The 13093-nt window shown below is 39.2% G+C and carries 16 protein-coding genes; 11 read left to right on the plus strand and 5 right to left on the minus strand.

Features of this window, described 5'->3' with window-relative positions; all coding sequences use genetic code 11:
• Positions 1–236: 236 nt before the first annotated feature.
• Complete coding sequence (locus ACOKFD_RS12640; protein ID WP_422858253.1) at positions 237–1022, plus strand: patatin-like phospholipase family protein; 786 nt, start codon at positions 237–239, stop codon at positions 1020–1022.
• On the opposite strand, the gene ACOKFD_RS12645 is transcribed toward ACOKFD_RS12640, so the two are convergent.
• Positions 1009–1380, minus strand: a complete 372-nt coding sequence (locus tag ACOKFD_RS12645) for a hypothetical protein (protein ID WP_422858254.1) — start codon at positions 1378–1380, stop codon at positions 1009–1011. The genes ACOKFD_RS12640 and ACOKFD_RS12645 overlap by 14 nt on opposite strands.
• Before the next feature lie 3 nt (positions 1381–1383).
• Entirely contained in the window at positions 1384–2433 is a 1050-nt protein-coding gene (locus ACOKFD_RS12650) for a 2Fe-2S iron-sulfur cluster-binding protein (protein WP_422858255.1), read from the minus strand.
• 122 nt (positions 2434–2555) lie between these two features.
• Here ACOKFD_RS12650 and ACOKFD_RS12655 point away from each other — a divergent pair, with 122 nt between their 5' ends.
• On the plus strand, positions 2556–4025 hold the full coding sequence (locus tag ACOKFD_RS12655) for a DUF5687 family protein (RefSeq protein ID WP_422858256.1): 1470 nt from the start codon (positions 2556–2558) through the stop codon (positions 4023–4025).
• A gap of 29 nt (positions 4026–4054) precedes the next feature.
• Complete coding sequence (locus tag ACOKFD_RS12660; RefSeq protein WP_298996022.1) at positions 4055–4750, plus strand: ABC transporter ATP-binding protein; 696 nt, start codon at positions 4055–4057, stop codon at positions 4748–4750.
• A 39-nt stretch (positions 4751–4789) separates the two neighbouring features.
• Here the strand turns inward: ACOKFD_RS12660 and ACOKFD_RS12665 are convergent, their stop codons facing one another.
• From ACOKFD_RS12665 to ACOKFD_RS12675, 3 genes are all read right to left on the minus strand, one after another.
• Entirely contained in the window at positions 4790–5161 is a 372-nt protein-coding gene (locus tag ACOKFD_RS12665; protein ID WP_298996020.1) for a SnoaL-like domain-containing protein, read from the minus strand.
• A gap of 33 nt (positions 5162–5194) precedes the next feature.
• Positions 5195–5854, minus strand: coding sequence for a DUF2461 domain-containing protein (locus ACOKFD_RS12670; RefSeq protein WP_422858257.1), 660 nt, complete (start codon positions 5852–5854; stop codon positions 5195–5197).
• 63 nt (positions 5855–5917) lie between these two features.
• Entirely contained in the window at positions 5918–6097 is a 180-nt protein-coding gene (locus tag ACOKFD_RS12675; protein WP_422858258.1) for a hypothetical protein, read from the minus strand.
• Between the two features lie 248 nt (positions 6098–6345).
• Between ACOKFD_RS12675 and ACOKFD_RS12680 the strand changes: the two genes are divergently transcribed.
• The 8 genes from ACOKFD_RS12680 to ACOKFD_RS12715 all read left to right on the plus strand — a co-directional run bounded on the left by ACOKFD_RS12680 (position 6346) and on the right by ACOKFD_RS12715 (position 13088).
• Positions 6346–7359, plus strand: a complete 1014-nt coding sequence (locus ACOKFD_RS12680; protein ID WP_422858259.1) for a GlxA family transcriptional regulator — start codon at positions 6346–6348, stop codon at positions 7357–7359.
• Between the two features lie 103 nt (positions 7360–7462).
• Positions 7463–10012: a tetratricopeptide repeat protein gene (locus ACOKFD_RS12685; RefSeq protein WP_422858260.1), complete on the plus strand. Its 2550-nt coding sequence runs from the start codon at positions 7463–7465 to the stop codon at positions 10010–10012.
• Positions 10013–10024: 12 nt separating this feature from the next.
• A complete protein-coding gene (locus ACOKFD_RS12690; RefSeq protein ID WP_298996011.1) occupies positions 10025–10483 on the plus strand; it encodes a polymer-forming cytoskeletal protein in 459 nt (152 codons plus the stop codon).
• Complete coding sequence (locus ACOKFD_RS12695) at positions 10461–10691, plus strand: AtpZ/AtpI family protein (RefSeq protein ID WP_422858261.1); 231 nt, start codon at positions 10461–10463, stop codon at positions 10689–10691. The genes ACOKFD_RS12690 and ACOKFD_RS12695 overlap by 23 nt, the downstream gene beginning before the upstream one ends.
• Before the next feature lie 4 nt (positions 10692–10695).
• On the plus strand, positions 10696–11085 hold the full coding sequence (locus ACOKFD_RS12700) for a DUF6168 family protein (protein WP_422858262.1): 390 nt from the start codon (positions 10696–10698) through the stop codon (positions 11083–11085).
• A gap of 76 nt (positions 11086–11161) precedes the next feature.
• A complete protein-coding gene (gene atpB / locus ACOKFD_RS12705; RefSeq protein WP_422858263.1) occupies positions 11162–12277 on the plus strand; it encodes a F0F1 ATP synthase subunit A in 1116 nt (371 codons plus the stop codon).
• Between the two features lie 38 nt (positions 12278–12315).
• The gene (gene atpE, locus ACOKFD_RS12710; protein ID WP_014032715.1) at positions 12316–12510 is read left to right on the plus strand and encodes an ATP synthase F0 subunit C; all 195 of its coding nucleotides are present in this window, start codon (positions 12316–12318) and stop codon (positions 12508–12510) included.
• Between the two features lie 77 nt (positions 12511–12587).
• Entirely contained in the window at positions 12588–13088 is a 501-nt protein-coding gene (locus tag ACOKFD_RS12715) for a F0F1 ATP synthase subunit B (protein WP_422858264.1), read from the plus strand.
• The last annotated feature ends 5 nt before the right edge of the window (positions 13089–13093 follow it).

Below are 13093 nucleotides of genomic sequence, written 5' to 3' on the forward strand. Positions count from 1 at the left end.
AAAATCGAGGAAAACGTTCAATTTTAACATTCCGACCCGTAAGTCGGTTCCGAAAATGGACAAATATGGTGTACAGTGGTCGACGAAATACATTTGATCGATGAACGGTAATTTCTCTGCATTAAAGAATAAGACACAAACTCGGAAGTCTGTAAAGCTTTCTTAAAATCAAGGGTTTCCTACCCAAGTTATAAGCCCGAATCGTACTTTTGTAGCGCCTTAAACACTACCGCAGTATGTCTCAAATTGAAATTAGCAAAAAATCGGTTGGATTGGTCCTTTCCGGAGGCGGTATTCGGGGCATGGCTCATATTGGGTTAATCAAAGCCATGCAGGAGCATAATATTGAGGCGGAGGTCATTTCCGGGACCAGTGTCGGGGCGCTGGTAGGTGCACTGTATGCGAACGGAAATTCGGTAGAGGATATGCTCCAATTCTTCCAGGAGACCCCTTTATTTCAGTATAATTTCTTTGCCATCAACAAACCCGGTTTTATTGATACGGACCGTTATTTTTCCATTTTTAAGGGCTTTTTTCCAGAAAACAGTTTTGAAAGCTTGCAAAAACCCCTCTATGTGGTGGCTACGGATTTGATGCGAGGTTTGGAAAAAGTGTTTTCCGAAGGGGAATTGATTCACCCACTGCTGGCTTCGGCAGCCTTGACCCCTGTTTTTAGTCCCGTTGAAATTGACAAAACACTGTACGCTGATGGTGGTATCATGAACAACTTTCCCAAGGAATATGTGGATGGTAAGGTGGACTTTGTTATTGGTAGCAATGTTTCCATAGCCGGAGAAATTGGCAAAAAAGACCTAAAAAACTCACTTCAATTGGCTGGTCGGGTCACGGGTTTGATGATTTACGCAGCGAGTCACAAAAAATTAAACGAGTGCGACCTATTTATTGAACCGCTGGAGCTTGAAAAAATTGGCGTGTTGGATAAAAAAGGAATCGAAAAGGCCTATCAGATTGGGTATGATCATGGAAGCCGCGCTTTGGAGTCCCTTCTTATTGAAAAATAAATTTCCACGGAATCACAAAAGGTAAGACCACACACCAAATCAGAAAAAACAGGGCCATACCTGATGGATAGGGTTTCTTTTCCAAAATAGCAGGTAAAGCAACAAACAGGAGCCAGCTTCCCTTATAAATCAATTGAAATAGAAGCACTAAAGCCATTCTTTTGGGATAAAAAAGCCCTAAAATGGATAAAATGAAGATGGCGCCCCATAAGCAACCTACCAAACGGATGGTTTCTGAATATTCCACCGTATTCTGAAAAACAGTACTGACGGCCCGTTTGGGATGGAACAGGCTGGTAATGCTAATCCAACCTGCTACGAGAATGTTGGCTATATAGATGGCTTTCAGTGCAATCATTAGTTAAACATCATCATAATCTACTTTTAAGGTAGTTGTAAGTGGGTGTGCCTGACAGGTTAAGATTAAGCCTTCAGCAACTTCTCCATCGGTAAGAATCTGATTTTTGACCATTTCTGCCTTTCCTTCGGTTACCCGGGCAATGCAACTGCTGCATACCCCACCTTGACAAGAATATGGGGCATCGATATTTTGTTTCAAGACCGCATCAAGCACCAATTCTTTTTTGTTCATGGTGACTGTGAAAGTCTCATCATCCACAATTACCTCAACTTGTGTTTTGCCATCCAAATCCTCCGCAAGCGTGTCCTCGGCATCCGAACTGGTAAATAATTCAAAAAGGATGCTATCCTCAGAAATGCCATTTTTCTTTAGTGTGTCCGAAACCATGTTAATCATTTCTTCTGGACCGCATAGGTAGAAAGTGTCAAAATCCACTTCCTTGAACTTGTTTTTGACGATGAAATTCACGGTTGAGGTCTCAATTCGACCGAATAGTGCATTATCCTCTTGGGAACGGCTGTACAAATGCTGAACCATGAACCTATCGGTATATTGTTGTTGAAGCTCTTGGATTTTGCTTAAATACATGGTTTCAGCAGGAGTCTGATTGCCAAAAACCAAGACAAATTTGTTTTCAGGATGACTTTCCAAAACGGTTTGTGCTATGCTCATAATTGGAGTAATTCCACTTCCGGCAGCAAAGGCAGCAATATTCTTTTTGGTGTTATCCGTTTCAAAAATGAAACGCCCTTCCGGAGGCATTACTTCAAAAGTATCTCCTTCAGAAATGGAATCATTGGCATATACAGAAAATGTTCCGTTCGGTACTTTTTTGATTCCAACTGTCATTTGCCCAGAAGATGGAGCCGATGAAATGGAATAAGCTCTTCGCACCTCTTCTCCGTTTACACCGTGTTTCAGGGTAATATACTGTCCAGCGGTAAAGCTGAAAGTATCTTTGAGACTCTCTGGAATATCAAAAGTTAACGCAACGGAATTGGGAGTTAATGCTTGAACGTCCGAAATCTTTAGGGCATGAAAATCACTCATGAAAACAATTTTTGCGCAAAATTAAGGATTAGCGGTGTTTCAGCCTTCATTTTTAGAAAATTGTAACGGCTTGTAACAAAACTTTGGTTTTGATTACTAATTTGGAGAAAAATTGCCAACCCATGTTCAAACACTTTATTCGACTACAGTGGAAGTCGTTTTTTAGGTCCTCCTCCTTTGGTAAGGGGGTTGCCTTAAAAGTCCTGATGATATTTTTCGGATTGTATATGTTGACTGCACTGGTTATGACCGGGTCAGGCATATACTTTATTCTTCGGGAGCTTTTTCCAGACCAGAGCCCGATGTGGACGCTGAGCCAATATCTCGTGTATTGGATATTAATGGAAATGTTCTTTCGATATTTTCTGCAAAAGTTACCGGTAATGGATATCAAACCCTTTTTGATTCTTCCAATCAATAAAAGCAAGATTACACATTATATTTTAGGAAGATCTGGAGTTTCCATTTACAATCTTTTTGCGATCTTTTTCTTTTTACCCTTTGCCATCGTGTTACTGTTAAAAGGGTATGCTGTTTTGAATGTACTCCTTTGGCTGCTTTCTATTTTTGCGATAGTGCTTTGTATCAACTACGTCAATTTTCTCATTAATAAAAATGACAAGGCCCTTTTTGTAATCATTGGGTTGATTTTGACCTTTTATGGCCTGGATTATTTTCAAATTGTACCCATAAAGGAATTCTTTGGCCCCATATTTCATGGATTGTACGCTTATCCGCTTGCATTTTTAGTACCTGTTGGATTGGTATTGATTGTGTATTGGCTCAACTATAAGTTTTTGCGGAACCGTCTTTTCTTGGATGACTCATTAAAGACTAAAAAACAAGAAGCCAAGTCTTCAGATTTGGCATGGACCCGAAAATTTGGTGATATCGCTCCTTTTTTGCAATTGGATTTAAAACTTATTTGGCGCAATAAACGGACCAAGGCACAGGTTTTTATTTCCCTCTTGTTTGTTTTCTATGGACTCATTTTCTACACCCAAGAAATTTATGCCAACATGATGCCCATGTTCGCTTTCTTGGGAATTTTTATGACCGGAATTTTCTTGGCCAACTTCGGACAGTTTATTCCAGCATGGGACAGTGCTTATTATAGTATGATGATGTCGCAGAACATTCCGCTTAGAAAATATTTGGATTCCAAAGCAGGATTGATTTCTGTGAGTGTGGTGGTCATGTTTTTGTTGACCATACCCTACGTCTATTTTGGCTGGGAAGCTTTGGCCATCAATTTTGGAAGTGCCTTATACAACTTAGGTGTCAATATTCCGGTGATTCTATATTTCGGTTCTTTCAATAAAAAGCGAATAGAACTTGACAAAAGCCCGTTTGGGAATATGCAGGGTACAAGTGGCACCCAGTTTTTAATAATGCTGCCTGTCTTGGGCGCTCCTATTCTCATTTTCACCATTTTTTACTTCATTTTTTCGGTTGAGGTAGGCGTTGCGGTACTTTCCATTATGGGAATTGTAGGATTCATGTTCAAAAACAAATTGCTGGATGTAATAACCGAACAATATCGTAGAAAGAAGTATGGCATGATAGCCGGATTCAAAGAAAAAAATAGCTAATTCAAAATAACACGAAATACTCACGAGATATGATTATTGCTGATAACCTTACTAAAACATACGGTTCGCAACTGGTCCTGAATATTGACCATCTGGAAATCCCAAAAGGTCAAAGTTTTGGTTTGGTCGGGAACAATGGCGCAGGGAAAACCACCTTTTTTAGTCTTTTGTTGGATTTGATACAACCCTCATCGGGCAAAATTGTGAACAATGAGGTAGAAGTAAGTGCAAGTGAAGATTGGAAACCTTTTACCTCTTCTTTCATTGACGAATCCTTTTTGATAGGATATTTGACCCCGGAGGAGTACTTCTATTTTATTGGAGATCTGCGGGGAAGAAACAGGGCAGATGTGGATGCGCTGCTAGCTCAATTTGAAGATTTTTTCCATGGGGAGATACTGGGCCAAAAGAAATATTTGAGGGACCTTTCCAAAGGAAACCAAAAGAAAGCAGGTATTGTAGCTTCTTTTATTGGAAATCCTGAGGTAGTTATTTTGGATGAACCCTTTGCCAATTTGGACCCCACTACCCAAATTCGACTGAAAGCCATAATTAAGGAATTGGCCGCGAGTGAAGGTGTAACCGTTTTGGTGTCGAGCCATGACCTTATTCATGTGACAGAAGTGTGCGAACGAATCGTGGTTTTAAACAAAGGAGAGGTGGTTAAGGACATTCAAACTTCTGCAGAAACGCTTAAGGAACTGGAAACTTTCTTTGGGGGATAAAAAAAGCGCCGATTATCGACGCTTTTAGTTTTTGAAATTTTACATACCCAGAACTGATGGGTCGTAAAAGAAAGAAGCTTTTTTTATTTTTCCGTTTCCTACTTCATAAACACATAGCTCTTCCATTTTGCACCGCCCCATACCTTTAAAGGTTACATCGCTCATCATAGGAACCGTAAAATGATTGCCCGCCACTATAGGTTCTCCAACAGAACCTCCATGGGATTCTTCAATACTATTCGCCCAGGTTTCAAATCCTTTTAAAATATTATCCAATCCTTGGGTAATTTCGTTAGGAACTCCAGGCATTTCTACGCTTACTGCATCGTCTGCATAAAGCCTGTATGCTTCTTGATACTTTCCTTCTCTACAGAAACTTACCAATTGGTTTGCTACTTCTTGTGTTGTCATGTGTTTGTTTTTTATAATTTGTACTATATTTTCTTAAGCTAGAGCCTTGTTTAAGTAAATGTTTAATGGCCGAATGACCTCAAAGTGATTCAAGACTTCATCCACCAGACTTTCCGAATTGTAGAAGGGGGCAAGCGGAAATTCAGCCATGGCATAGAATTGTTTGTTAAATATTAAATCTGTTTTTTCCGAGACAGCCATCGACTCTTTATCCAAACGCTTGGCTTTTTCTCCTTTCAATTTTCCGAAGTTTTGAACAAAATCTGTTTGCTGCACAATGGAAACCAGGGCTTCCGGATTTTCAGCAATGGAATGGCGCAAAAGCTTTAATTCCGGAGTGCTGATCATGAAGAGTCCACCACCCACATGAATGTTTTCGGCATCGATGCCCAAATAAAAGCCGGGTAGTTCGGACTTTTTACCTCGTGGAGAAAAACCAGCCTTCATTATGGTGTTATAGGGCGATTTGTCCTTAGAAAATCGGATATCCCGATTGATTCGGAACAGGGCTTTGTTGGGGTCCTCATCAATCTTGCTTTCCCAATCTTTTAAGGTTGGAAGGACCGCGTCCAACAGATTCAAAAAAGGTGTTTTTACGTCCTTTTCATAACGCTTTTTATTGGCATGAAACCATTCCTTGTGATTATTGTGGGCCAATTCTTTAAAAAAGGAGCTGTATGCTTCAGTAATCATCTGGTAGATATTAAGGTTCGTTTTGAATATGACGATTCAGCGGACTTCATTTGGACATATAGCTCAGGCTTTTTCTTTGATCAAGGTCAATGCCATTTCGGTCATTTCTTCCCAAGCATCTTGTTCCTCAAAATCCATTTCATACCATCCGGTCAAGGGTCCCTTGTTCTTAAAGGGGTTAAATTCTTTAAGATTAAGACGTGGTCCTTCCAGATTAAAATCCTTCCCTAATTTGAAAACCATTTTTTGTTTTCTGGAAAAAAACGCGAACACTTTGTTGTTATAATGAATAGCTGGGGAGCTCATCATTTTCCCTTCGGTGACCTTTGGATGTTTTGGCAAAGTTTTTGCCGTATCCTGTCGAATTTTTCAAATTCCATCTCTCAAAGCTACAAAAGACAGATGCTCACAAAAAGGGCATATAAGACACTTTTAAGGGTTGATTGCGCCAAACGCTTTTCCTATTTTTGAAAGAACCTAAATTCCACAGAATGAAACATGTATCTATTTTGGTTCCCAAGCGCAACGCCATCTTGAGTAGTGTTGTGGGACCTTACAAAGTGCTATCCGTGGCCAATTCTTTTTTAAAGAAAACAGGCGTTAGAAATGACAATTTTTTCGATGTGCATTTTGTTGGTTTGGAAAAGGAAACAATACTCTATGATGGTGCTTTCAGCATACATTGCAATGCCACCATTGATGAGGTTGAAAAAACGGATTTAATTCTTATTCCTGCTTTCCGACCTGATTTGTTGATTGAGGAAATGGAAGAAAACAAGGACTATGTACCATGGATTTTGAAACAACGCAACCAATATGGAACCGAAGTAGGGAGTATGTGTCTCGGAGCCTTTATCCTGGCCATGACCGGATTGGTGGATGGCAAACAATGTTCCACCCATTGGGCTGGAATGGAAATCTTTAGGCAATTGTTTCCAAAAGTGAATTTGGTATCTAACAAGATAGTTACGGAAGAAGATGGGATATATTCCAGCGGTGGAGCATACTCCTTTTTGAATCTTATGGCCCATTTGGTTGGAAAATATTGCGGAAGACCAACAGCAATATACGTGTCAAAGTTCTTGGAGATTGATATTGATCGCGAAGACCAAAACCAATTTGCCATTTTCCAAGGCCAAAAAGATCATAATGATAAAGCCATTAAAGATGCTCAGGAATTCATTGAGCAAAATGTGAATCACAAAATATCTGTGGAAGAGCTTGCCAAGAAATTTGCGATTAGCAGCAGAAATTTTGTCCGAAGGTTTAAAAAAGCGACTCAAAATACTCCCTTAGAATATATTCAACGCGTGAAAATTGAAGCTGCCAAACGTAGCTTGGAATCCACCCAACAAAATGTAAATGAGGTCATGTACCAAGTGGGGTATATGGACCAAAAAGCATTTAGGACAGTCTTTAAAAAATACGTAGGTCTTTCTCCTGTGGCATACAAAAGCAAGTACAATCGGGTCAGGGTAAAATATGAAAGCCCTTCTGCTTGGTAAAGTGTTGCTATGCGCTAACGAAAAAGAATTCGGTGTTTTATCGATGAAGCTTATAATAATCTTACCTTTTCTGAGTTAAGTTTACATACGATTACAGATTATTTTGAACCACTTTCAAAAAATTTTTGGGGCACTCGTTTTGGTTGGGGCACTATTGAACTCCTGTTCAGTCAAAAAAGACAAATTCATTAACCGAAACTGGCATGCATTAAATACCAAGTACAACACCTTGTACAATGGGAATCTTGCCTTTGAGGTAGGGCGAGAGGAACTCAATGCCAATTATCGAGATGATTTTTGGGAGATTCTTCCTGTGGAGCGCTTGGAAGTGACCGATGAAGTAAAATTGGATTCGGAAAACAACAACCCCAATTTTGAAGTTGCTGAGGAAAAAGCCACCAAGGCCATTCAGAAACACAGCATGAACATTAAAGACCAGGAACGTAATCCCCAAATTGACGAAGCCTTTTTGCTTTTGGGAAAAGCGCGGTATTTTGACCAACGTTATATTCCTGCGTTGGAATCCTTCAACTATATCCTTCGCAAATATGCGGCAAGTGATAAACTTAACGAAGCACGGATTTGGAGGGAAAAGACCCACATGCGGTTGGATAATCCAGAGTTAGCGGTCAAAAACCTAAAACGCATGTTTAAGTATGAGGATTTAAGGAATCAAGAGCACGCAGATGCCAGTGCGGTATTGGCGCAGTGTTACATCAACCTAAAAGCTCCAGATACTGCAATCCAAAGACTCAAAATAGCTCAGGCGTACACGAGAAAAAATGCGGAAAGGGGCCGCTATCTTTTCATCATAGGGCAACTTTATAATCAATTGAATCATAAGGACAGCGCTAATTATGCCTTCAATAAAGTAATTGACTTAAATAGAAAGTCTCCAAGGGTTTACATGATTAATGCCCATCTAAAGAAAATACAGAACATTGAAATCACGAATGAAAATCAGGAAGAGGTTTTGGAATATTTGACTGATTTGGAAGAGAATCGAGAGAATAGACCTTTTTTGGATAAAATTTACAGAGAAGTAGCCCAATTTCATCTGGGAACCCAATCAGACAGTTTGGCCTTGGTCTACTACAATAAGTCCCTAAAAGCAAATCAAGGGGATAAAAAACTAAGTTCTCTCAATTATCAGAGCTTGGCAGATTATCATTTTGACGAAAATAACTACAGAACGTCAGGTGCTTATTACGATAGTACTTTGACCAATTTAAAGGAGAATACACGTAAGTTTAGGAGAATCAAGAAGAAGTTGGATAATCTCGAAGACGTTATCAAGTATGAGGATATTGCCCAGTATGCTGATAGTGTGATTACTATTTATGACATGCCCGAAGCTGAGCGGAAGGCGTATTTTGAAGATTATATTGCTGAGTTGAAGCGTAAGGATGAAGCCGAAGCGGCGAAAGAATTGAAAAGAACCACCGCAGGCTTCGCTGCCTTTGGTGAATCTAGAGGAGGAAAAGAGAACAAAGGCAAATTCTATTTTTATAATATTACCAGCTTGGGATACGGTAAAAATGATTTTAAAACCCGTTGGGGCAATAGAGCTTTGGAAGATGACTGGCGTTGGAGCAACAAAAGCCGAACCTTGCCATCTGAAGCCACAGGAGAAGATGTTCTTGCCAGTGGAGAATCTCCTGAGGATTTGCCTCCAGACCAGAAATACGATTTGGACTTTTATTTGTCCAGAGTGCCCACGGAGATTTCTGTAATTGACAGCCTTCAAAAAGAAGAGAACTTTGCCAATTATCAGTTGGGACTTATTTATAAGGAAAAATTTAAGGAAAATCTTCTGGCTGCAGGAAAATTGGAAGACGTTTTAAAATCAGACCCAGAAGAGCGTTTAATTTTACCATCCAAATACAACTTATATAAAATATACGAGGAGTCTGGAAGTCCTTTGGCCGAATCGATGAAGCAAAATATCATTACGAATCATTCGGACACTCGTTATGCGGAAATACTTTTGAATCCGCAAGCTGTGCTTGAAGGAGATACAGATAGTCCTGATGCAAGATACTCGCAGCTCTTTAAATCATATCAAAAGCAAGAGTTTTTGCGGGTTATCACACAGAGTCAGGAATATGTTGACCGTTTTACCGGAGACCCCATAGTCCCTAAGTTTGAAATGCTGAAGGCGAATGCTATTGGGCGACTTCAGGGATTTGAACCGTTTAAGGAAGCTTTGAATTATGTGGCTTTGACCTATCCTAACAATGTGGAAGGAAAAAGGGCCGAACTGATGGTCAAAGAACAGCTCCCAAAAATGGCAAGCAAAGAGTTTTCCAAAGAATTGGGCTCTACTGGCACAGGAAATTGGAAAGTTGTGTTTCCTTACAAAATAAAGGACAATGAAAAAGCGTTGGCTTTAAAGAAGCGATTGGAAGAGGTTGTGAACGACCTTAAATATAAAAACGTTATATCCAAGGACATCTATAATCTTGAAGATCAGTTTGTCGTGGTTCACGGCTTTAAATCTCAGGAGTTTGCCTTAGGCTTTGTGGAGCTTATAAAAAAGAACCGTGACTACCGAATCAAAGAGGAGAATTTTGTAGTTTTATCGGAGAATTACAAAGTCATCCAAATCCATAAAAATTTAGAATCATACAAAGAACAAATGTTAACCCCATAACCGTAGAACACAATGTTTTCAGACAACAAAAAACCCAGACCTATGACAGAATTTGGCGGACAACCCAACAGAATTGAAAAGAACACCAAAATAAAGGGTGATATTACTTCCGAAGCCGATTTTAGAATCGACGGAAAATTGGAAGGAAATGTAAAGACATCAGGAAAAGTGGTCATTGGTAAAGATGGCTATATCAATGGAAAAGTAGAATGTGTAAATGCTGATATTGAAGGAAAGTTCAATGGCGAATTGAATGTGAGCGATTTACTTTCTTTAAAAGCCTCAGCAACAATTGAAGGTAATGTGAGTGTTTCCAAATTGGCCGTGGAACCAGGAGCTACATTCAATGCGTCATGTACCATGGGTAAAGGAGCTTTTACATCAACTTCTTCCTCTTCCACTGCTTCGACTAGTTCCACTGCAAGTAAGCTTCAGTCTACCAAGACGAATGAGCCAGCAAAAGTCTCCTAAAAAAGACGAAAAAGATTATTTAAGAAAAGGGGCCAGGCTTTCTGGCATGGCCCTTCAAATGGGGTTGACCATTTATCTAGGGAATCTATTGGGAAAATGGATAGATTCAAAATACACTACCGATTTCGCCGAAACTTTGTTTACTTTGCTTGCCATAGGACTGGCTATGTATGCCATGATAAGACAAGTGACACAACTCAATAAGTAACTACTTGAAAAGAGGTTTAATATTAAGTTTAGGCATCATTTTATGCTTTGCTCTGGCATATTTTCTTACTTTAAATAATGTTCCCAAAGCGCAATTTTCCAAAATAGCTCTAAATGAACATTACGCATTCCATCTGATGTTTTCCATCATGGTTTGCTTACTTTTTTTAGGTTTGAATAGGCACAAAAAATGGAAAGAGCAGCTCGGATTCATATATCTAGGCACATTTTTTCTAAAGTTGGTCATCTTTGTGGTGGTTTTCCAAGAATTGGTTCAACCTTCCAAAAGCCTTGAAAATATTGAGGTTTTTCTTGTATTGGTTCCGTTATTTCTAGGATTGTTTTTAGAGGTTTTTGTTATTTCACAACTGCTGAATAAAACCAATAGGAAATAATTAAAAAATAAGGTGGAAAATCTTATATAACTAATTACCTTTGCGCAGATTTTTAAGGAGGGGTAATTAGCAAAAAATGACAAAGATTTTACGTAAGCCAAACCTAGTACTGACAGCCTTATTTATTTTTCTACTCCAGCCATCACTGTTTGCCAAGAGTGATGAGGGGCATGAAGGAGCGGTTGACACCAAAGACGAAGTAGGGGAATACATTCTTCACCACATCAAAGATGCACATGACTTTCATTTGTTTTCGTATACCGATAGCCATGGAGAGCGCAAACATGTAGGATTTCCTCTTCCCGTTATTGTATGGTCGAGCAAGGGATTGACCACCTTTATGTCTTCTAAATTTCATCACGATGATTCCGGACATCACATTGTTGAGGCTAATGGAACGCGTTTTGTAAAATTGCACAGTAAGATTTATGAGTTGGAAGAAGGTGCTGAAGCCATCTCTTTTGATGAAACCCATCACCCTACTAACGCCCACAAAGTGTTGGACTTTTCCATCACCAAAAATGTTTTTGGAATCTTACTTATAGGTATTCTGATGTTGATTTGGTTTGGAGGACTCGCCAAGCAATACAAAAAGAAACAAATCCCAACAGGTTTTGGAAGAGTACTTGAGCCTCTAGTGTTATACGTAAGAGATGAAATCGCACGACCAAACATAGGACATAAATACCGCCAGTTTACCGGTTATCTATTGACTGTGTTTTTCTTTATTTGGTTTTCGAATCTACTTGGTTTAACCCCATTAGGATTTAATGTTACTGGACAGATTGCAGTAACAACCGCACTTGCAGTTATTACCTTGGTGATATATACATTTAAAGGAAATAAACATTATTATCAACATATGTTGTGGATGCCTGATGCGCCATGGTGGATTCGTCCAATTTTGGCAGTAATTGAATTGGCAGGTGCTTTTCTAATTAAACCATTTTCATTGTTGGTTCGTTTGTTTGCGAATATATCTGCCGGACACATTGTGCTATTTAATCTAATGTCTATTTATCTTCTTTATAAGACTGATATGACATTAGTTGGTTCCAGTTTGTTATCAGTATTATTATCATTTTTTATTACGTTGATTGAGTTACTGGTTGCGTTCTTACAAGCATACATATTTACTATGCTATCAGCCCTATTCATTGGAATGGCGGTTGCAGATCATGACCATCATTAAAGAGAATTTTATTTTGTTTAACTAGAAATAGATTATTTATGACAGTTCCAAATTTAGTAGGTGCAGGCCTTATTGTAATCGGTGCAGGTATCGGATTGGGTAAAATTGGTGGTAGTGCCATGGAAGGTATTGCTCGTCAACCAGAAGCTACTGGTAAAATCCAAACTGCGATGATTATTATCGCCGCACTATTGGAAGGTTTGGCATTCGGTGCACTTTTCTTAGGAAAATAATCCGATAGCAGAACACAAATTCACCATTTTGCAACGATTGGTTGCAAAATGGTGTTTTAAAAAAACAAAAAAAGATTATGGAGCAACTATTAAACGATTTTTCTCCTGGGCTATTTGCAATGCAAGTGCTCATCACACTGATATTGATTTTCATTCTTGCAAGATATGCCTGGAAGCCAATTATGAATTCTTTAGAGGACAGGGAAAAAGGAATCCAAGATGCTTTGGATGCTGCTGAATCTGCCAAGAAAGAAATGCAAAATATCACGGCGGACAGTGAGAGCTTGTTGAAAGAAGCTCGTGCAGAAAGGGAAAGTCTTCTTAAAGAGGCAAGAGAGCTCAAAGAAAAAATCTTAGCAGATGCCAAAGAAGAGGCCCAGAAAGAAGGGGATAAAATGATTGCTAAAGCGCAAGCTTCTATTGAAAGTGAGAAGAAAGCTGCTGTTGCGGACATCAAGGCGCAGGTGGCAACACTTTCCATTGATATTGCTGAGAAGGTAATCAAAGATGAACTATCCAACAAAAGCAAGCAACAAAAGCTTGTGGATGATATGTTGGGAGACATCAAATTGAACTAAGACCA

The organism is Flagellimonas ulvae (genome assembly GCF_049333175.1).
Lineage (GTDB): Bacteria > Bacteroidota > Bacteroidia > Flavobacteriales > Flavobacteriaceae > Flagellimonas.

Excerpts from the sequence above, each read along its gene's own strand:
- ACOKFD_RS12640 (WP_422858253.1), top strand. The coding sequence starts at position 237 with ATGTCTCAAATTGAAATTAGCAAAAAATCGGTTGGATTGGTCCTTTCC.
- ACOKFD_RS12645 (WP_422858254.1), bottom strand. The coding sequence starts at position 1,380 with ATGATTGCACTGAAAGCCATCTATATAGCCAACATTCTCGTAGCAGGT.
- ACOKFD_RS12650 (WP_422858255.1), bottom strand. The coding sequence starts at position 2,433 with ATGAGTGATTTTCATGCCCTAAAGATTTCGGACGTTCAAGCATTAACT.
- ACOKFD_RS12655 (WP_422858256.1), top strand. The coding sequence starts at position 2,556 with ATGTTCAAACACTTTATTCGACTACAGTGGAAGTCGTTTTTTAGGTCC.
- ACOKFD_RS12660 (WP_298996022.1), top strand. The coding sequence starts at position 4,055 with ATGATTATTGCTGATAACCTTACTAAAACATACGGTTCGCAACTGGTC.
- ACOKFD_RS12665 (WP_298996020.1), bottom strand. The coding sequence starts at position 5,161 with ATGACAACACAAGAAGTAGCAAACCAATTGGTAAGTTTCTGTAGAGAA.
- ACOKFD_RS12670 (WP_422858257.1), bottom strand. The coding sequence starts at position 5,854 with ATGATTACTGAAGCATACAGCTCCTTTTTTAAAGAATTGGCCCACAAT.
- ACOKFD_RS12675 (WP_422858258.1), bottom strand. The coding sequence starts at position 6,097 with ATGGTTTTCAAATTAGGGAAGGATTTTAATCTGGAAGGACCACGTCTT.
- ACOKFD_RS12680 (WP_422858259.1), top strand. The coding sequence starts at position 6,346 with ATGAAACATGTATCTATTTTGGTTCCCAAGCGCAACGCCATCTTGAGT.
- ACOKFD_RS12690 (WP_298996011.1), top strand. The coding sequence starts at position 10,025 with ATGTTTTCAGACAACAAAAAACCCAGACCTATGACAGAATTTGGCGGA.
- ACOKFD_RS12695 (WP_422858261.1), top strand. The coding sequence starts at position 10,461 with ATGAGCCAGCAAAAGTCTCCTAAAAAAGACGAAAAAGATTATTTAAGA.
- atpB (WP_422858263.1), top strand. The coding sequence starts at position 11,162 with ATGACAAAGATTTTACGTAAGCCAAACCTAGTACTGACAGCCTTATTT.
- atpE (WP_014032715.1), top strand. The coding sequence starts at position 12,316 with ATGACAGTTCCAAATTTAGTAGGTGCAGGCCTTATTGTAATCGGTGCA.
- ACOKFD_RS12715 (WP_422858264.1), top strand. The coding sequence starts at position 12,588 with ATGGAGCAACTATTAAACGATTTTTCTCCTGGGCTATTTGCAATGCAA.